We start from the raw sequence: 17,741 nt of genomic DNA on the forward strand, positions 1-17,741 counted from the left end.
ATGATAGGTTGATCGTATCAAAATGGAAATCACTTGTAAAATGAAAAGAGAATCGGCATGAGTGATGATAATTAAGAAGCGGCAAGCGATGTCATAAAAAATACATAGAAGAATAAGAAGAATCAAGCCCTTAGCGCCTAACCCCCACTAAATCGGAGATTTTGAAGGGGAATGCGGCGCTAATTTTTTGTTCAAAGGATTCAGTGATCATAAACAGCATCAAGCTATGATTACACCCCCTGTTGTTACAGGCTTGATCGCCGGGAAGATTTCATACGGGCGTTCATTCTTTTAAATGTGTGCTGAAAGACTGTTCGGGGTACATAATGAGTATAGGAGTTTCCTGCTTAAACGAATGCAGATAACAATCAAAAAAAGAAGGTGTTTGTATGGGATTTTGGAAAGGTGCTGCTTATGTAGCAGGTGGAGTGGCAGCTGCTGCAGCCGCTCCGCTGGCTGCTAGCGCGATTGCCGCGACGGCTGCAGGAGCCGCCATCGCCGGCACCGCTGCTGTTGTCACAGGCACCGCTGCTGCAGCTGGAACGCTTGCAGCGACGGCGGCTGCAGCGGCTGGAACGGCAGCTGCTGCAGCCGTGACCACAGCCGGGACCGCCGTCGCTGGCGCAGCTGCGGCTGTCGGTGCGGCTGGATTAGCCAGTGCGGTAACCACTGCCACCGGAGCCGTCTCGGGAGCCGCGGTCACAGCCGGAACAGTGGCCGCCGGAACTGCTGGTGTTTTTGCAACGATTGCGGGAGCGGCTGGAGCAGACATATTGATGGAACCTATTTCACCAAAAGGAATCCGAAAAAAGGGATTAAAAACAGTTATAAGCGGTGTTCAGGAAATGCATGCCTCCTGGAAAGAGAGACAGGCAGGAAAAGACACATCCGCTTAAAAACGTGAAAAGCTGTGTTTGTTCTTTTAACAAACACAGCTTTTTTATGTAAGTTTTATTTATGCTTTTTTAAAAAAGGGTTATTTTCTTTTTCCCGGCCAATCGTTGTCACACTATCATGACCCGGCAGTACGTATGTATCGTACGGCAGCGTTAAAAGCTTTTGATGAATGCTTTTCAACAGCTGGGTTTCCTGCCCGCCTTTTAAATCCGTACGGCCGATACTTCCTTCAAACAAGGTATCTCCTACAACAACAAAGCCTCCCTCTTTAAAATAAAAGCTGACACTGCCGGGAGAATGTCCCGGAGTTTCGTACACATCTAAAGAAAAGCTGCCAATCGAAAGCCTTCCTTCCCCTGTGAATAGCTGATCAGCGGGGTTTACTACAATAGGCTCTATTCCCTCAAAAGAAGCCGATCCATTCAAAGCCGGATTCAACAGCCACTTTTTTTCAGCGTGATGAAGGTAAACCGGTATACTGTATTCTTCCCGAAGCGGTTCCACTGCCCCTATATGATCAAAATGGGCATGTGTTAAAAGGATGGCTTCCGGCTGCAATTTTTTCTGTCGGATAAACCGCCGAATTTTATTCCCTTCTCCGCCTGGATCGATCAGTAAGGCTCTTCCTTTCTCGTAAATCACGTATGCATTCGCTTGAAGCGCCCCTGCCGGCAGCCCAATCCATTCCATGTCTATCACCTCTTCTTCTCATTTTATCATGAAAGAACGGCTGTCCTTTTCCGGATGTGCTGCCCAGCAAAAAAGCGCCGGGATAGGCGCTTACACTTTTCCTGATTGTTTCCTGCGAAAATCGGCTATTTTTGATTCAACATCCATATAAATGTTTCTTGCTTCATCAGCGGAAATATTAAATTCACGGCTCACAAGTGCGGTAAGCTGAGGATCCTGCACTTTAGCATCATACGCATCACCGTAGCTCATCGTTCTTTCGTATTCTTCTCTCATAAAACGATACACGTCTTTTTCGTGCTGACTAAGCCCGTCAATAACATTTTCTGTACCGGAATCTCTTTCCATATTGTTCACTCTCCTTTTTTAGCTTTATTCTTTATGTTCCCCAAAAAGGGCAAAATTCACCTCTATTTTGCCAGCGTAAAAGAAAACCTTATACATAGCCGTTTCAAGTGTACGATCAAAGAACAGGCATACGGCTTATACAAAGATTCCGTATTTGAATATCTTAAAGTAACTCTTTAAAGGAGGCTTTTTTTGAGATGATGGATCAAACCTTAAAAGATCTTTTGGATATGGCGAGTTTGTATGGCCTGCTGGCAAAAAGATATGAGTATGTAGATCCGCAAAAGCATATGCACTTTGAATTGCTTCACCTTAAATACGTCGATCAGTTAGAACGGCATTTCAAGATGCTGGAAAAACACCATGGCCCGTCTTCTTTTTCCTTTTCGTCTCCTCCTAATACCATGTACTAATAAACAAGCAAGCCGGACAGGAGAACGGCTTGCTTGTTTTGTTTATTTCTCATTTAAGCCTTTAAAACGACGGCTCCATATTCCTTTTTACTTTTCTCAAGCAATAATTTTTTCATTTTGAAGACGTTGAATAAACTCCGTATACTGGCGCTCATAGCTTTCCGGAAATTCATTCGTAATTGAAACGGCCACCTCTTTTATAAACGGAATCTGGCTTTCGTCTACCGTATAAAAAATTTCGTTTTCTGTTTCCTCAGTGCTTAAAATATTCGTTAAGCCTATTTTTCTTTCCTCTTCAGAAGCAAGCTTTTCATAATGCTCAATATATCGGTGATAACACATTCCTCCGCCAATATCGATGGGCGGATCCAATGTTTCTGCTGCTGCAAACGCAATATGGTCCCCTGCCCGGTGCGCTTTTTTGTTAATTTGCAAAATACACTGTGTCATTCACAGCCGTCTCCTTCCTTACTTGTACAGTTGGTTTGGAATATTCACTTTCATGTCGATATTTTTCACCATTCGTTTTAAAATAAACAAAAACTCTTTTATTTACCACAGGTAACATGTCTTTTATCGCATTGAAGAAGCTTCGTTCTCCAATAAATGAATTTTTTTATATATTTACGCATAATTTTTTGAAATTAGGGTATAAACATATAGGTTTGACTATTTTACCCTTTAGTAGTTTGATAGACATCACCCACACGTTCATCTGTCCCGCACCTTGGTGAAAACAAATTATCCAAAAAGGAGTGCTCATTCTGGAAGATACGATCATTCTTCTTTCTGCTGAATTGGGTCGTTTAATAGATGATCATAACCGGTGTCGCAGCTTGCGCCTTAAGAAATTAATAGAAGAAGATATCCAGCTTTTAAAAAATGCACTGCTGGAGTGTGAGCAGCCAGTTTAAAAATATGTTGGTTGTTCTTTTTTATTTCTTTATTTGAATTTTGCACAATATGAAATATGTATTTTTAAAAACACTATTTTTTACTGTGTTTAAAGACGAATATGTCCCGTGTAGGATGGAAAGAAGCAGCTGTATTCATTCTTTTCTTGAAACCATACATACTGAATACCCATATAATAGGAATTGTCACTTTTTATAAGACTGGGATTAAAAATTTGAATATTCTATTTACTTAATACTTTTTAGTTTACTTTTGTTTTTCTATTTATCTTACATTTTCTAAAAATAGAACAAATAATTTAATAAACATCCTTGTGATTACACTCTTTCTTTCAAATCAAAAAAACGTTCACGATGAACGGTTTTTTGATTTGAAAAAGGATGTATTGTTTTATGCAGGCAGTTAGCCAATCAGCCATGCGGCAATCAATGCGGCCGATAAACAAACACCGCCTAAGCCGTTCTCATGGATTTTATCGAACTTATCAACGTTGAGCCTTAAGCTTTAACTTTTAAGAGCTTTGATCTTTCACCTTTAAGGTTTGAACGTTTGACTTTGAGCTTTCAGCTTGATAACGCTCGCTCGCGTTTAAGTTCCCTGTATCCTCAAATGGATGAATGAAAAGTTAGCGGCTGTAAGGCCAAAGCCGCCGGCACCTGTTTAGTTTTGCTGATTTTCGACTGACTAACCGCTTTATCTTATTCCGGCACTTCAATTTCCGTCAAAGTATTCGAGGTAGACAGGACAAAATCGACTTCTGATAAAAATTCATCCATTTCCTGCTCCAATTTCTCGTATGTATGGCGGATTTTCAGCGGATCGATCATTTTAGCTTCGTTATCGTTTCGATAGCTTTTTACAAGCTCATTGTTTTCGTCCACTTTTATTTTTGCTTCGCGCCCATATAAAGCATCGAGCTTTCAATTCAATTCTTCTTTGACTTCCTCATTTATTCTTTGAATGTTGTTTACCGCTTTTGTATACTCGTTTTTCATTTTTTGCATAAGCTGCACTTCATATTGAATAGATGTTTTTCGCTCGATGGCTTCCGCTACCGTATATTCTTTGTCCGCAATTTTCACCCTTGTCATGGCATTGGAAAGAACAATCGCAGACTTAATATCATTGCGTCGCTTCATCAAATCTTTCACAGACTGATAAGCTGATTGCACTTTATCTTCATATTCTTTGTTCGATGTGTATCCGTTCACCGCTTTTTCACCGATGGCGAAGTCAACGAATGCAGCCGAGTTCATTACTGTCTTGATACGCTTGTCCAGCAGCTTCAATTCTGCCAGCCCCCGGGTCACAGACATTTTCATACAAAAAAGCCGCATCAGCTGAGCTGAATCGCTGATACAACTTTTTTCGCTTCTTTTCTTCCTTTTGCTGTTCAGTTTATCTCTTTTTATACGAAACACTTTTATTCAATGAGCCGAGCCTGCCGGCAGGTATTCGACTACTTTTAATCCGGAAAGATCAGGCGGTCTGTATGGATTGGTCACTTCATACCTGGCCAGAAGCATTTTCACGGGAGTTTTGTGCAAAATTGATTCTTTCATCAGCTCTCTGGCCCGGTCATTTAACGCTCTTTCCTCATCTGACGTTAGGGCTCTTTTTTCTTTCTGCACAAAATCAGCGGTGAGGGACCGGCTGATGGCAGCAAAGTAAAACCAATACTCCGTTGAACGTTGATCATGCGGCTTTCCCATCACAATGCGATCCGGTACAACACCAATAATCTCGCCCGCTTCTCCCCAGTATTTTTTGTCGTCCCATTGCCAGCCGGATGAGTACTGAACAAGTGATTCATTAAAAGGAACTGCTTCACTCATAAGTCTGCCGCTTTCCTTATCTTTTCCTCGCCGTTTACAGCAGCTTTCTCGCCGATTCCGTTTCTGCCCACTTTTTTCATCCTTTCTTTACCGAGGTTTCCATGTACGTTTCTACTTCGGCCATACAGCGGCGCAGTACACAGCTTGAGCGGATAGTATCACCGCTGCAGCCGAGCCATATTCATCGATCAGTGCTTAAGAAAAGCAACAAATAACGGCGAATTCATATGATAAGAGTGCTGCATATGCCATTATCCAGTATCCGCTTTTTTGCGGCTGGCTTTTTAGGAGGGGCGTTTCGATGAAAAACTCACAAAAGCAGGAAACCATCCCAAATAAGAACATCGCTTTATTTTCTTTTATACATGGAGTTGATCTGACTGTTCTTTTCAGCCTGTTTTCTGTTCTGTCGGTTGCTTTTATGTATTTTTATACGGAAAGTCAATTCAGGTATTACGGCATGCCGGCTGAACTGATCGAAATTAAATTGATTAACTTCACTGGGACCTTATTTTACCTGCTTATTTTATGCCTCGTGCTGGCGCAGTTTATTTCCCTATTTTCCTCACCAGCGGCTTATTCAAAAATGTATTCAAAAAGATGGTACACTAGAATCCTTTTTGTTTTTTCGTTCCTCATTACAGCCCTGCTTGTGATTTCTAAATCCACTGATTTTTTTATGACATCGGAATACGATAAAGCCTTTACCTTTCTCCTAACAATCGGCACGATCATTGTATTTCTGCTTATTTTCTCTGAAATCACCTATCTTGTAACGCGAAAAAATCCAAATACACACAATCAATTGGTTTGGTATATATCAGCTGGAATTGGGGTGTTAATATTAAGCAGCGCTCTCGGCTATTTTCAAGCTTATTTTAAAACAGCTTATTACGTAACGACAGAGGACCCCCGCCGAGTGGTCGTAGGAAAATATAATGGCCACTTTATTGTGGCACCAGTTGATTTGAAAAAAGGGATAATCAAGCGGCAGTATGGCATCTTGAAAATGGAGTCAGATGATGGAAAGCTTATTTTAGAAAGTATGCACACAGGAAAGCTAAAAGTAGAGGATCCGAGGATAAAATAAATCCCGGCTGGATGACCAGCGTTTAACTTTACTTCTCTTTCCTCTCATTTCTTGTGAATGTTACTTCAAGCACTTTCCTTTACTTTCGTCAGATCTTCTCACAAACAACTGTTTCTTTTCTATGTAAAATATCCTATAATCAAGTTAGTTCCTATTCTTTTTGACAGGGAGAATGCATATGGATACGAACCAGCCAATTCTTGAAGAATTATCATTCCAAATTAAAAAACTGCGCCACCTAATGATTCTCGCTGCTGCTATTTATGGATTCGGAAGTGAGGAAGTGTTAGGTTACAGCCAGGAATTAGATAAATTAATTATTGAGTATCAGCTTCAAACGAGCTGACTATTTATAGAGCCGGAAAAATTTCCGGCTTTTTTTGCGTGTTTACCCAACATAAACTTATCTTTTTTCTCCTTTCCCTACAGCACCTCCGAATATTTCCGGGCGTTCAACAAACTCTATATAGAGGAGGTGACAACATGGAAAAGCAAGATCAGGCGAAAAAAACGGGACAGAAAGATGAATCCATTAAAACCATGGATCAAGGGTTTAACTTGATTGTTCAAGCGGTTAACAACGCGACAGGCATAGATAAAAGCAATGATGGAAAAAAGAATAAAGAAGGGTAAAGCGAGCGCCTTTTATGGCGTTTACCCCTTTTTTCTCCAAGCTTCAAATAAAAAAAGCCACCTATAAAAGTGACTTTTGCCTTACTGAATAAAACCGAGTGGAATTTTTGGTTCTTTAGGGTTCGGCCGGGGCATGGCCATCAGCAAAAAGTTAAGCTGTGATACGTGCTGAATCAACTGCACTTCCAGTCCACTCTCCGTAACGCCATCAAAAATGATTAAACTCGGATCACAATAACCTAATGCCCTGACTTGAAAAGTAACCGACTGCCCGGACGGAATCAGTTTCACACCCACCCCCTGAGTGCCATCCAGTTTGTTGTCAAAATCTTCCGCTCTCTTTTTTAAATGCTTATACACTTCACTTGCCAGGTTTTTTTGTCCCGGTGCACTCATCGGTAGAGGCAGCTCATTGCAAATGTCACTGTCGTTCATTGGTTGAAGTGAATCTGGCTTTTGTTCCACTTTATCATCTCCTTCTTCGAACCGGGTAAATCTGCTTTACATCCCGTTTTATTATCTCCTTTTTCGAGAAATTATTACCCAAGTCCTCAGAAGCGTTCTTCCCCTTTTAATCCGCCCGATATAAAAAAGCCTGCCGATTCAGTCCGATCAGTCGCCGCTTTGCAGAACAAAGGCCGCCTTATCCTGTAATAAGCAGCCCTGTGTTGCTTCCTCCAAAGCCGTGTGTCGTCACCGCAACCGAGGAAACCGGCTTTTCTTGTTTTTCGGTTACAATTGGCAGTGATTCAAAGCTCTTTTTATCGGTTCCATATGTGGCAGGAATAAAGCCTTCCCGAATGCTGATAATGGAAGCAATCGCCTGTATTACACCCGAGGCTCCAAAGGTATGGCCGAACAGCCCTTTTATAGACGTAATGGGAACACTGCCATCGAAGCAGTTTCGATAAGCACTGGCCTCCACCCGGTCATTTTCCTCTAAACCTAAAGCCTGGCTGTTCACATATGACGGCAGGCGGCTTCCGCATATTTCCTGAATTACTTCAGTCATGTTTTCTCCGGTTTGATCGGATTGAAACACTGAGATATTATCATGATTGGAAAACCCTTTTTCGATAAAAGCATAAATGTCTGCCCCTCTTCGCACAGCATCTTCTTCCCGCTCCAACACAAGCGCCCCAGCCCCTTCAGACACAACAAATCCTTGAGTCGATGTTGAAAACGGCATACCTGCCTGACGTACATCTTCTTCAACAGCAAGACCCCTTTGTTTTAAAAAGCCGTACACGAGTGTTCGATTAATTAAAGAATCTGCTCCCCCAACTATACATATGTCCGTGGTATAACTTTCAAGAAGTTGTTTTCCGAGCAAAATAGCATCGGTGCTGGCGGTACATGTGTTTCCAAGTGTCAACTGAAGATGATTAGCTTTTATATATGAACCAATCCCCATTGCAAGTGACCCAATATTGCCATGGGCAACACCCGTCACCGGATAACGCCGCAGGTTTTCTTGTGCAGCGGATGCCACGAGTTCTTCGATTTCTGTGAGCCCGCCTACAGACGTCCCAAAAATCACGGATATGCGTTTACCTGGATGATTTTCTATATGGATATCTTTAAACGCCTCTTTCACTGCGGCGATGGCCAGTTTGCTTACCCTCGAATACCTTTTAAAATAAGGATCACTCAGTATCTCATGATCAATCACACCCATAACTAAATCTCTGTGTTTTTGCGTTCCTATATTTTTTACAACCTGCAAGGGACAAATATTATGAGCCAGCATTTCAGCAAAGCGGCTTACACTGTCCGCTCCTGGAAGCTGCACGCCCATCCCCGTCACTGCTACTTTCATCATTGATCTCTCGTTTCTAAAGTCCTGTTTTTTATCAGTATAACACTGAAGTTAGAAATGAATGAGTTATTTTTCCTCCTCTTTATCAAGGGTGACGGGGCGAAAGCAGCCGAAGCCCTTTAAAGAATGTTATAAGAGATTGATGCAATCTTTTTCTGCCTGCACGACATAAAGATCCGTTTTAGTGTAAACAGGATCTCACATCCACCCGTGGAAAGAAAAAGAAAAACAGCCCTCCATTTTACCAACAAGGTGAAATGAAGAGCTATCAAAAAAAGCGGGCAAAAGCCCGCTTTTGATTAGAATTTTGCGTGGTAATTTTCGATTTCCCATCCATGAACGGCTGTACGGTAGCTGTCCCATTCTGCTTTTTTCAAAGAAACGTATTCGTTATAAACGTGTTCCCCTAATGTATTTACTGCAATATCGCCTGATTCCAGTGCTTCTACTGCTTCTTTTAAGCTGCCAGGAAGACTTTCAATTCCGTAAGACGCTCTTTGTTCTTCCGTCATGTGGAAGATGTCTTCATTAATAGACGCTGGCGCTTCTAGTTCTTTCTCAATTCCATCCAAGCCTGCAGAAGCAATAACTGCAAACGTTAAGTAAGGGTTTGAAGATGGATCCGGGCAGCGCAGTTCCACACGTGTTGCAAGACCTTTCTTCGCCGGGATACGGATAAGAGCAGAACGGTTAGAAGCGGACCAAGCAAGGTAGCAAGGTGCTTCGTAGCCTGGAACTAAACGCTTGTACGAGTTTACCAATGGGTTTGTTACTGCGACAAAGCTCTTCACATTTTCTAATAGACCCGCAATAAAGTGGTACGCTTCTTTTGATAATTGCAAAGCATCAGAAGGATCAAAAAATGCATTTTCATTTCCTTTAAAGAACGACATATTCACGTGCATACCAGAACCATTGATTCCGAACTTTGGTTTTGGCATAAATGTTGCGTGTAAGCCATATTGTTTCGCAACTGTTTTAACGACCCACTTGTACGTAGTCGCTTTATCCGCTGCACCCAATGCATCTGCATATTTAAAGCTAAGTTCATGCTGGCCTTCAGCCACTTCATGATGCGATGCTTCAATTGTGAAGCCCATTGCTTTTAATGCACGGTAAATTTCCAGGCGAACACGCTCACCAAGATCTTTTGGAGATGGCTCAAAGTAACCGCCGTTATCTGATAGTTCAGTAGTCGGGTTTCCATTTTCGTCTGCTTTGAACAAGAAGAATTCTAATTCCGGTCCGACTGAAATCGTGTAGCCATGTTCCGCTGCACGGTCAACTGTTTTCTTTAAAACGTTACGCGTGTCTCCTTCAAACAAAGAACCATCTGGATTTACGACCGAGCAAAGAAAACGTGCTTCCGCGTAGCCTTCTTCTTCTGTCCAAGGAAGAACCGCAAATGTAGATAAATCAGGCTGAAGATAAAGATCTGAATTGTTAATGGCAGAAAAACCTTTAATAGATGAACCATCAAACATCATTTTGCCTTCTACGACATCTTCTAATTGTTCAGCTGTTACAGTGACATGCTTTAAGATTCCTTCGATATCTACAAACTGTAAGTGAAGTAAATCTACACTTTTCGTTTTAATAGTTTCTTTAATTTGTTCTAAGGCTGCTTCTGTTGTATTTGAAATAAGAGTTTCTGTCATGTCATCTTTTCCTCCAAGTTCACGTTATGTAATATCACATCTGATATTTTGATTATAGTTCAGTCGACACGTTTTGACAATCATTTTTTTTGAATATTTATGCTAGTTTAAGTAATGGTTTTTTTCTATAAAGTGAAATCTTCCAGATTTTCGGCTGAAAAATAAGAACCTCTTAAAGCACTTTATTGTTTTCTTTTAAAACAAATAAAACAGGATTAAACCCCGTTTTCCCAATGTATAAAATATGAATCCATAAAAAAGCAGCCGCTATAAGTAGCGGCTGCTTTTTTCCTCAAACCTTTCGTACCTTGTAGTATTGGTCGATTAATTGGTCCATCCTCTGCAGGTGAAAAGAATATTCAACGATAGAAGAAGCAATAATCAATAAGCGAAATTTTTGGTCTTTGTTTTGCTTATAAATATCCAGCGCCCGTTCAAAAAAAGCGGCGCTTTCCTTTATTTCTTTTAGTTCGTGATGGTTTTCCTGCTGCTTGATTTTCCCTTCATATTTTAAAAATAAATATTCATGATATTTAATTAATTGTTCAATATGAGTATCAAACAAATAATCCTCTGCTTCGTTTGCTCCGGTTTGGAAATAATGTTCTTCGATATTTTCTAATATTTCTTCTCCCTGCTGAAGCGTCTTGAGCATTTGCTTAAATAGGACAATCTCCCGCACATCAACCGGCTTTAATTTCGACAGCTTGGTGCGCTCTTCATCGAACATTTTGAACAAGTCCTCCAATTTCCGAATATCATCCTGGAGCTTTTTGCTTTGCTCTTGAAAAGATGTTTCCGTTAATTCATTGGACACGGCCGTACGCAGCAGCAGTGACATATTTTGAAAAACCGTTCTTGTTTTTTCAAGGTAATTCTTTTTATAGTTTGGCGGTATAATCAGCAGGTTCACGACCAAGGCAGATCCAATACCAACTAAAATAATCAAAAAGCGGTTCAATATAAAATCGATATTTTCATTGTCCGGAGTACTCATAATAGCCAGTACTGTCACGAGGGTCAGTGGAATGGTGCTTTCCATTTTCATTTTCAAGCTTAATGAAATTACGAGCATCATCAACACCCCGATGATAATAGGGTTGTCTCCTATAAAGTAAATAGAAAAAAGGGAAATCGCAGCGCCCATGGTATTGGTCATTACCTGATCGAGCAGCTGCCGCCAGGATCGGTAAATCGATGGCTGAATTGTAAAAAGGGCTGCCACCGCTGCAAAAACAGCCGGCTCAAGATTTAAGAAATAACATATGTATAGTGATAGTGTGACAGCAATGCCTGTCTTAAAGACACGCGGACCTAACGTCATCTCTCAATCCTCCTGTTTGGCTTTTCAATATAAACAAAGACACTTTCATTTGATTTTAGTGGAATATGTAGTTTACTACAAATAATTCTCTTTAATCTATTTTAGAGGGTATGTATAACAGTCTGATTAGAATTGTGTCTGTCTTCATGTGTACCTTAAAAGCCGGGTGCCTTAAACAGCCAGGAAGTGTCTTAAAACCTGCGTATTTCTGGAATATAGAAAAAAGCACCCCGAAGGCTGCTCGCTTGTTTTATATTTTAAGTATATTCTTTCCACCATTAATTAAGCGTTATAGAGGAGTCAGCCATTTTTAAATACCAATCGATCAGGAATGAACTTGTTCTTTTCCAAAATTAACGTTTTCAATAGCTTTTTCGTCCCCTGGTCAATTTCAATGTTTTTTAATATTTTATTCATTTCCTCTGCGGTCAATTCCGTTTGTTTAGTCATATCATCGTCTCCTTTTATTTACATTTCGGCAATAGAGGAATGATTTCCTGCTTGATCTCTTTCGCTAAGAGCTTTGTTTATTCGGATATAAAAAATAGCACCCGTTTATTTGGATGCAATTGTTTCTCTTTTTTCTTTTATAAATTTGTTTAGTTCCCTGTAAAATTCTTCTTCCGTTGCAATATTCTTTTCACTAAGTAAAGCAGACACGGCTGTAATGTGTGGAAATATATTGCACAATTCCTTGAATTTCTCTAGCTGTTCAATGTATTTTTTCAATTCTGTTTGTTTCTCACTCATTTTCCCATTTCCTCCCTTCTATATATTGCAGGAGGAAGCGCTAAAATCCAATAAAAATCATTCATCAAATTCCGACAAGACGACGGCTGCTTTTATTTGGGAAAGTGGTACGTGAAGATTACTTCTCTTGATATACATATGTTCTTTTTAAGTTTCCAAGCGAGAAAGCCGGTTATACACTCAGATAGGTCTGCTCTCGATTACTTCAAACCGATCTTTACTTAAGTGTAATTTTCTGCTTAAGGCGTCTCCTGCCAGTTCTCCTGAGTCGTCGATTGATTGATTATCGATTTCTACTATTTCGTAAGAATAATTGAGATTAGGTACTAATCGTCCTTCTTTCATATCAAATCTTCGATATTTTACTTCTACCTTCATTCGAAACCCTCCTTTACCTTTATTGTTTATTTCGATTAAAGTGGTCAACTTCCTTCAAACACTACTTGTCCTAATAGCTAACTTATTTAGTTTTTTACTTTACCCGCTTTGATTGAATATCATCCCATTTCGCCAATTTACATCACTGTCACCTCCAAGATTTTTTGAACAAAGAAAAAAGCACCCCAGAGGATGCTAGTTATCTTTTCTCGCATTACATGTCTGCCGGTTCACCTTTTATACTGGCCGGTTTTACAAATGAGATCTTTGTTACTAAATTCAAGTTAATCGCCTGGTTGTTTTCGTCAATAATCCATTTTTCTTCATGATCCGTAAACATCTTCAATACTACTTCTTCCTTACCGGGTGGACCTTTGACTTCGATAATCTCACTATTGTCTTTATCGAATTGCAGTTTGACTTTATAGATGATTTTATCCATTGCGCGCTCCCCCTTTTTCTAACATTTCGTCAAAAGGAGGTGATTCCCTTCTTTCTTAGCTGCTCTCTCATATGATACTGTACAAGGGCGCAAAAGGAGGATGCAGCATGGAAACAAAACGAGAAATGGACTCAGAAGTTATCCATGTATAGCCAGTCAATAAATTAGCAGCTTCTGCCTTTCGCACCTGTATTCATAACGGTTGAAGATTTAAAAAAATCTGCTTATTGCAGAAAAATAAACGAAAAGCTGGCAACTGCTGACTAATCTACTTTCAAGAAAGCCTGTAGACTTCATTAACCTATCTATAAGCTTTTTTATTTGGCTTGTATAAAATATGACGAACTTGTCCATACTGACCGATAGCGAGAGACTCCTCTCTCCCATGTAATATTCACACAGTGCAGCCAGAGCCCCCTCTGGCTGTTCTTTTTTACGCACATCCCCATTATTTCTTTCCTTCTTGCTGCCTGTTACTTAATAAATGGCCTTACAAATGCTCCAATTACGACGGCGGTTGCGATAGATGCTGATACACCTACGGGATTAATATTCGCCTTTGTGTACTCGGCTACTGCAAAAAAAGTAGCAATTGCAAATACCAGAGACCAGTGTATCACTTTCAAGGTTGCTCCTCCGATGCTTCGCATTTAGTGTTTCCTTGTATAACTTTGCTTTATTTGTCCCCAAAGATGAGTAATCCCATTCAGCGTATTATGCTATCCTGCTTCGTAAGTGGGTTTTGATCTTAGTAACGGTGTATTTCTATCTAGTAGTTGCCTTCCTTATAAAGCAAGAACATTGATTTCACATAATTTCTCCAAGTAAAGGAAACGACCAATATCAGGGCGTTACATAATAGCGCCCTCTCTATTCATAACACCTCGTATCGGCCTTGAAGCCCGGAAACCTCCCTGGCTTTTTTGTATAAATTTTCATCTAATGGCCCATAATGTTACTGTTACAACCCAAACCCAACTCCGACAGCTCGTCATCATTTTTCCAGTCAGGCTCCCCGGCCTGGCTGCTTTTTCATGCAACCTGAAAATATCTCATCAATGATTTAACCTTTAAAGTTCATAATAAATATAAGCATTTAATAGCACATTATAGGCAGGTCGTAATATGCCAGCGTAAGGAGTGAACTACTTGAATAAAACACTTGAACAGTTTCAAACCGATATGATCCTGGCAGCCAAAAAAGGATTTCCCATATTGTTATCTGGTTCCATCATTTTTTTGTTATTTACCTTCCTGCCCTTTGTCTTGCCCTTAAAACCAGTCTGCTTGATATGGATTTTAGGTATGAGTGCGATTTTTCCATTTGGTCTGTTGCTATGTAAAATGATGAATGTCCATTTATTATCAACCGATAATCCACTTAGTGTTTTAGGCGGTATGATTGCAGCTGCCCAGACTTTTTTTATTCCTGTGTTTATCCTCGTGTATAGACATATGCCTGAATACCTTCCTTTTACAATTGGCTTGCTTGGCGGCTCGCACTTCCTCCCTTACATGTGGATCTATAGAAGCAGAGCCTATTTGTTTATCACATTAGGCACCTGCTCTTCCGCTCTCGTTTTAGGCGGTTACTTTGTTGAGCAGGCATTTACACTTGTACCCCTGGCCACTTCTATCGTATACGCAATCGGTATTTTGCTGATTTTTAAGGAACTTAAAACTGATGCTGTTTAACTACTCGCACAAGGATTGTTCCATGCGATATACTAACCAGCAGTCTTACTCACGACAGCTTGGATTCGCTTTCCGACGGAAATATCATAAACTAAACATAACCCTGCTATTTACGGTCAGAGCCCCCTGGCTTTTTTGTTTAAATCCCCTTTTTCTTTTCTCGTCATCTCTTTAAGGCTGCACCTTTGCTGCCTGCCAACTTACCTGCTAGGAAAGAAAAGTTTTAAAAGGTTACCTATTGGGCATACTTTAAACAGGTGCATATTACGACTGCGGTACTTAACCAAGCTTTGAAGACCTCACGGCACCTGTGAGGTCTTTCTTCATATAAATCATCATTCAACTTCTCGAGGATATATCATCTGCTCAGCACTTTAAAATAAAAGTCTCTTCTTTGCTGAACACACCTAAAAATTCACAATAATATTAGCCGCATATTCCTGAAAAAGTGACGCACACAAAATCGATACACACGCCTTACAGCATATCGCTTCCTTCTTAAAAACCTCAATCTGCCGTTTTATTATGCAAAAGCAGGCAATCTTCTTATACAACATAAAATGAAGTGAATACCCTACTAAGGTAAAGTTAAAAGGGGGAATTTTTAATGAAAATGGATGACATGTTAAAGGATCTTTTAGAAAAAGCAAGCTTATATGGACTGCTTGCGAAAAAATACGAGTATGTAGATCCTCAAAAGCACATGTATTATTATCAAAAGCATTTTCAGTACGTAATGAAGGTGGAACAGCATTACATGATGCTTGAAGGGCGCAGCCATGCCCCCAAAAGAATGCCTAAAAGATGCGGATGTAACAAAGCTCCCCAAATGATGCCTGAAGGATATAACAATGCTCCTTATATGATGGGGGAGGGACATGATAACAATGCTCCTCATATGATGCCTCAGAGCCATGATAACAACGCTCCTCATATGATGCCTCAGAGCCATGATAACAACGCTCCTCATATGATGCCTCAGAGCCATGATAACAACGCTCCTCATATGATGCCTGGACAGTATCCAATGTATTAATTTTTATGAAGAAGTCGTTTTTCACGGCTTCTTTTTAGTTAAAGAACGATTTTAGCGTTTTCTCTTGCTCACCGCGACTGTACTCCACTGCTGTTGTCACTTCCTGCCCGATCCCTCACTCTAGAAGCTTTCTTCGAGGCGAGAGGTTTGCTTCCAACTTTAACAAAGACCTAATCTCCCTCTGAAAATGGCAAAGCTGCCCCTTTTATTCAAATGTTTTGTTATGTCTTAAATTAAAAAATAACGCTTTATTTTCTTTTAAATGGGTAAATAAATAATTCAAAGATTTCCTTAACAAGGAGGTTTCCAAAACATGCATCCAATTGAACTGTTCGGATGGTTTTTATCCGCGGTTTTAACGGTAAGCTTCATTGTTTCGGTCATTTTCCTATCAAGAAAATCCAAATCCTTTTCCGAATCAAACGATGAGTCTTCAAAAGACAATAATCAAAAACTCAAAGACAAAGATAAACGATTTTATTAAAACGCTTCATTTTTTTGTTTTTACTATTGTCACTTCTTATCCACTCTCTTGCCCTTAATCGTCCTGCCACCCCTTTTATTTAATTCGGAGAAACTATTTCATTTGTCAACTTGCAGGTTTGAAACCTTTCGCTCAGCCAGAGACCAAAATCATCTAATACTTGCAAGGAGCTGATATGATGAACCCTGCTTTGTGGATTTTTATGTTCCTCCTTTTTTCAATTATTATCACTTTCGGCTACTATTGGGAAAAAACGATTAAATTGCATTTGCTGCAGCCCAATTGACTCAATTGTGATTTCAACGCGTGGTGTGACACTATCAAACTTTGAAACTCTTAAATCAACAACCTGGCTGTCATCTACCTAAATGACCTGCTGTGGCTGCTTTCTTTTTTCTGAAGCTTTTCAGTGTTGGCTCGAATACCCGGTCAGTATTTCCAATGGATCTTCTAGAAGCTGAACGGGTCAGCGCTGAGAAGCAGCGAACTTTACGCACTCCTTGATTTTTGCGGATCATACATTTGAACTTTGCCATGAAAAGCCGAAGCTCTTGATCGGCCTGGCGCAACCGGCTCTCCATATACTACAAATGTAATGAATCAACTCAACCTCCTTTTCCACTCTCACTATACTTTTTATTCAAGAAACTCATCGATCATTTTTGTCATCTGACTTATCTATATCTTTCAATGTTCAGCTTTTGTTTCCCGATAAAAGTTCTATACGTATTCATGCATAATACACCTGGAATGAAACAAGCTACTCAAAAACAGAAAGGAGCTGTTCACTCTGGAAGATCTACTCATCATTTTTTCTGCTGAGATTGGCCGTCTTGTAGATGACTATCATAAATGTGAAGATGAGAACCTTAAGGAACTCATCCACAATGACATTCAACTTTTGAGTAAAGCATTGCTGGAATGCGAACAGGAAAAGTAGGATATATTACCTTTTTCTTTTTCGGGTTCCGCTATTGAATTTTGCATAATGTTTATTATGTTATACATTTGACCCATGTTCCTTTAGCTTTAAACCGCCGCTGATCTCTATTTAAGAACAGAATGTTAATAGTTGGCTGGCTGAGGATTAGACGTCACTTCTATAATATTTTCAAGCCTCTATAGCTCCTGTTTTTTTATGATGCCCCTTGAGCATTTCGTACACTTCATGCCGACTCATCGCCTCATCTCCTTTCAAGATTTCTAAACTCGCTATATTCCTTCCATGGAAGCAACCCCCACAGTACTGATTGGGCCATTCCATTTTTTACTAAAATGACCTTTGCTACATTTTTAGCTTTGCTCCCTTACTCCACAAAAAATACCCACTATCA

At 40.1% G+C, this 17,741-nt stretch carries 22 protein-coding genes and 1 pseudogene; 8 read left to right on the forward strand and 15 right to left on the reverse strand.

What is annotated here, in order from left to right:
• Positions 1-389: 389 nt before the first annotated feature.
• Entirely contained in the window at positions 390-896 is a 507-nt protein-coding gene (locus M3221_RS03190) for a hypothetical protein (protein ID WP_251270113.1), read from the forward strand.
• A gap of 55 nt (positions 897-951) precedes the next feature.
• On the opposite strand, the gene M3221_RS03195 is transcribed toward M3221_RS03190, so the two are convergent.
• Both M3221_RS03195 and M3221_RS03200 read right to left on the reverse strand, forming a co-directional pair.
• Positions 952-1,587: an MBL fold metallo-hydrolase gene (locus tag M3221_RS03195; protein WP_251270114.1), complete on the reverse strand. Its 636-nt coding sequence runs from the start codon at positions 1,585-1,587 to the stop codon at positions 952-954.
• A gap of 90 nt (positions 1,588-1,677) precedes the next feature.
• Positions 1,678-1,935: a hypothetical protein gene (locus M3221_RS03200; RefSeq protein WP_251270115.1), complete on the reverse strand. Its 258-nt coding sequence runs from the start codon at positions 1,933-1,935 to the stop codon at positions 1,678-1,680.
• Between the two features lie 197 nt (positions 1,936-2,132).
• On the opposite strand from M3221_RS03200, the gene M3221_RS03205 reads away from it, so the two are divergent.
• Positions 2,133-2,348 carry a hypothetical protein gene (locus tag M3221_RS03205; protein WP_251270116.1) on the forward strand — a complete coding sequence of 72 codons (216 nt, stop codon included), beginning with the start codon at positions 2,133-2,135 and terminating at the stop codon, positions 2,346-2,348.
• A 96-nt stretch (positions 2,349-2,444) separates the two neighbouring features.
• Here the strand turns inward: M3221_RS03205 and M3221_RS03210 are convergent, their stop codons facing one another.
• The 4 genes from M3221_RS03210 to M3221_RS03225 form a co-directional block, all read right to left on the reverse strand.
• Positions 2,445-2,798, reverse strand: coding sequence for a hypothetical protein (locus M3221_RS03210; protein ID WP_251270117.1), 354 nt, complete (start codon positions 2,796-2,798; stop codon positions 2,445-2,447).
• 1,163 nt (positions 2,799-3,961) lie between these two features.
• A complete protein-coding gene (locus M3221_RS03215; protein WP_251270118.1) occupies positions 3,962-4,144 on the reverse strand; it encodes a hypothetical protein in 183 nt (60 codons plus the stop codon).
• 39 nt (positions 4,145-4,183) lie between these two features.
• The gene (locus M3221_RS03220; RefSeq protein ID WP_251270119.1) at positions 4,184-4,585 is read right to left on the reverse strand and encodes a hypothetical protein; all 402 of its coding nucleotides are present in this window, start codon (positions 4,583-4,585) and stop codon (positions 4,184-4,186) included.
• A 105-nt stretch (positions 4,586-4,690) separates the two neighbouring features.
• A complete protein-coding gene (locus tag M3221_RS03225; protein WP_251270120.1) occupies positions 4,691-5,098 on the reverse strand; it encodes a hypothetical protein in 408 nt (135 codons plus the stop codon).
• 301 nt (positions 5,099-5,399) lie between these two features.
• Between M3221_RS03225 and M3221_RS03230 the strand changes: the two genes are divergently transcribed.
• The 3 genes from M3221_RS03230 to M3221_RS03240 all read left to right on the forward strand — a co-directional run bounded on the left by M3221_RS03230 (position 5,400) and on the right by M3221_RS03240 (position 6,821).
• Positions 5,400-6,188 (forward strand): hypothetical protein, encoded by a 789-nt coding sequence (locus tag M3221_RS03230; RefSeq protein WP_251270121.1) that lies wholly within the window; start codon positions 5,400-5,402, stop codon positions 6,186-6,188.
• Positions 6,189-6,366: 178 nt separating this feature from the next.
• Positions 6,367-6,534, forward strand: coding sequence for an aspartyl-phosphate phosphatase Spo0E family protein (locus M3221_RS03235; protein WP_242233099.1), 168 nt, complete (start codon positions 6,367-6,369; stop codon positions 6,532-6,534).
• 137 nt (positions 6,535-6,671) lie between these two features.
• Positions 6,672-6,821: a hypothetical protein gene (locus M3221_RS03240; protein ID WP_251270122.1), complete on the forward strand. Its 150-nt coding sequence runs from the start codon at positions 6,672-6,674 to the stop codon at positions 6,819-6,821.
• Positions 6,822-6,902: 81 nt separating this feature from the next.
• Here M3221_RS03240 and M3221_RS03245 read toward each other — a convergent pair whose 3' ends face one another.
• From M3221_RS03245 to M3221_RS03280, 8 genes are all read right to left on the reverse strand, one after another.
• On the reverse strand, positions 6,903-7,286 hold the full coding sequence (locus tag M3221_RS03245; protein WP_251270123.1) for a DUF6173 family protein: 384 nt from the start codon (positions 7,284-7,286) through the stop codon (positions 6,903-6,905).
• Positions 7,287-7,464: 178 nt separating this feature from the next.
• Entirely contained in the window at positions 7,465-8,643 is a 1,179-nt protein-coding gene (locus M3221_RS03250; protein ID WP_251270124.1) for a beta-ketoacyl synthase N-terminal-like domain-containing protein, read from the reverse strand.
• Between the two features lie 296 nt (positions 8,644-8,939).
• Positions 8,940-10,298, reverse strand: a complete 1,359-nt coding sequence (locus M3221_RS03255; RefSeq protein WP_251270125.1) for a glutamine synthetase family protein — start codon at positions 10,296-10,298, stop codon at positions 8,940-8,942.
• 292 nt (positions 10,299-10,590) lie between these two features.
• On the reverse strand, positions 10,591-11,622 hold the full coding sequence (locus M3221_RS03260) for an FUSC family protein (protein ID WP_251270126.1): 1,032 nt from the start codon (positions 11,620-11,622) through the stop codon (positions 10,591-10,593).
• A 300-nt stretch (positions 11,623-11,922) separates the two neighbouring features.
• Positions 11,923-12,072: a hypothetical protein gene (locus M3221_RS03265; protein ID WP_251270127.1), complete on the reverse strand. Its 150-nt coding sequence runs from the start codon at positions 12,070-12,072 to the stop codon at positions 11,923-11,925.
• 105 nt (positions 12,073-12,177) lie between these two features.
• Positions 12,178-12,372, reverse strand: coding sequence for a hypothetical protein (locus M3221_RS03270; RefSeq protein ID WP_251270128.1), 195 nt, complete (start codon positions 12,370-12,372; stop codon positions 12,178-12,180).
• Positions 12,373-12,552: 180 nt separating this feature from the next.
• Positions 12,553-12,750, reverse strand: coding sequence for a hypothetical protein (locus M3221_RS03275; RefSeq protein ID WP_251270129.1), 198 nt, complete (start codon positions 12,748-12,750; stop codon positions 12,553-12,555).
• 214 nt (positions 12,751-12,964) lie between these two features.
• Positions 12,965-13,192: a hypothetical protein gene (locus tag M3221_RS03280; protein WP_251270130.1), complete on the reverse strand. Its 228-nt coding sequence runs from the start codon at positions 13,190-13,192 to the stop codon at positions 12,965-12,967.
• 1,140 nt (positions 13,193-14,332) lie between these two features.
• Between M3221_RS03280 and M3221_RS03285 the strand changes: the two genes are divergently transcribed.
• The 3 genes from M3221_RS03285 (at position 14,333) to M3221_RS03295 (ending at position 16,407) form a co-directional block, all read left to right on the forward strand.
• Positions 14,333-14,887: a DUF7010 family protein gene (locus M3221_RS03285; RefSeq protein ID WP_251270131.1), complete on the forward strand. Its 555-nt coding sequence runs from the start codon at positions 14,333-14,335 to the stop codon at positions 14,885-14,887.
• A gap of 607 nt (positions 14,888-15,494) precedes the next feature.
• On the forward strand, positions 15,495-15,923 hold the full coding sequence (locus M3221_RS03290) for a hypothetical protein (RefSeq protein ID WP_251270132.1): 429 nt from the start codon (positions 15,495-15,497) through the stop codon (positions 15,921-15,923).
• A 313-nt stretch (positions 15,924-16,236) separates the two neighbouring features.
• Positions 16,237-16,407 (forward strand): hypothetical protein, encoded by a 171-nt coding sequence (locus tag M3221_RS03295; protein ID WP_251270133.1) that lies wholly within the window; start codon positions 16,237-16,239, stop codon positions 16,405-16,407.
• 217 nt (positions 16,408-16,624) lie between these two features.
• Here the strand turns inward: M3221_RS03295 and M3221_RS26765 are convergent.
• Positions 16,625-17,004: pseudogene (locus M3221_RS26765) on the reverse strand (RusA family crossover junction endodeoxyribonuclease).
• Positions 17,005-17,741 lie beyond the last annotated feature (737 nt).

The sequence above is a fragment of the Domibacillus indicus genome (genome assembly GCF_023715895.1).
Classification (GTDB): Bacteria; Bacillota; Bacilli; order Bacillales; family Domibacillaceae; genus Domibacillus; species Domibacillus indicus_A.

Excerpts from the sequence above, each read along its gene's own strand:
- M3221_RS03255 (WP_251270125.1), bottom strand. The coding sequence starts at position 10,298 with ATGACAGAAACTCTTATTTCAAATACAACAGAAGCAGCCTTAGAACAA.
- M3221_RS03190 (WP_251270113.1), top strand. The coding sequence starts at position 390 with ATGGGATTTTGGAAAGGTGCTGCTTATGTAGCAGGTGGAGTGGCAGCT.
- M3221_RS03295 (WP_251270133.1), top strand. The coding sequence starts at position 16,237 with ATGCATCCAATTGAACTGTTCGGATGGTTTTTATCCGCGGTTTTAACG.
- M3221_RS03240 (WP_251270122.1), top strand. The coding sequence starts at position 6,672 with ATGGAAAAGCAAGATCAGGCGAAAAAAACGGGACAGAAAGATGAATCC.
- M3221_RS03210 (WP_251270117.1), bottom strand. The coding sequence starts at position 2,798 with ATGACACAGTGTATTTTGCAAATTAACAAAAAAGCGCACCGGGCAGGG.
- M3221_RS03230 (WP_251270121.1), top strand. The coding sequence starts at position 5,400 with ATGAAAAACTCACAAAAGCAGGAAACCATCCCAAATAAGAACATCGCT.
- M3221_RS03275 (WP_251270129.1), bottom strand. The coding sequence starts at position 12,750 with ATGAAGGTAGAAGTAAAATATCGAAGATTTGATATGAAAGAAGGACGA.
- M3221_RS03195 (WP_251270114.1), bottom strand. The coding sequence starts at position 1,587 with ATGGAATGGATTGGGCTGCCGGCAGGGGCGCTTCAAGCGAATGCATAC.
- M3221_RS03260 (WP_251270126.1), bottom strand. The coding sequence starts at position 11,622 with ATGACGTTAGGTCCGCGTGTCTTTAAGACAGGCATTGCTGTCACACTA.
- M3221_RS03225 (WP_251270120.1), bottom strand. The coding sequence starts at position 5,098 with ATGAGTGAAGCAGTTCCTTTTAATGAATCACTTGTTCAGTACTCATCC.
- M3221_RS03220 (WP_251270119.1), bottom strand. The coding sequence starts at position 4,585 with ATGAAAATGTCTGTGACCCGGGGGCTGGCAGAATTGAAGCTGCTGGAC.
- M3221_RS03205 (WP_251270116.1), top strand. The coding sequence starts at position 2,133 with ATGATGGATCAAACCTTAAAAGATCTTTTGGATATGGCGAGTTTGTAT.
- M3221_RS03270 (WP_251270128.1), bottom strand. The coding sequence starts at position 12,372 with ATGAGTGAGAAACAAACAGAATTGAAAAAATACATTGAACAGCTAGAG.
- M3221_RS03235 (WP_242233099.1), top strand. The coding sequence starts at position 6,367 with ATGGATACGAACCAGCCAATTCTTGAAGAATTATCATTCCAAATTAAA.
- M3221_RS03280 (WP_251270130.1), bottom strand. The coding sequence starts at position 13,192 with ATGGATAAAATCATCTATAAAGTCAAACTGCAATTCGATAAAGACAAT.
- M3221_RS03250 (WP_251270124.1), bottom strand. The coding sequence starts at position 8,643 with ATGATGAAAGTAGCAGTGACGGGGATGGGCGTGCAGCTTCCAGGAGCG.
- M3221_RS03265 (WP_251270127.1), bottom strand. The coding sequence starts at position 12,072 with ATGACTAAACAAACGGAATTGACCGCAGAGGAAATGAATAAAATATTA.
- M3221_RS03200 (WP_251270115.1), bottom strand. The coding sequence starts at position 1,935 with ATGGAAAGAGATTCCGGTACAGAAAATGTTATTGACGGGCTTAGTCAG.
- M3221_RS03290 (WP_251270132.1), top strand. The coding sequence starts at position 15,495 with ATGAAAATGGATGACATGTTAAAGGATCTTTTAGAAAAAGCAAGCTTA.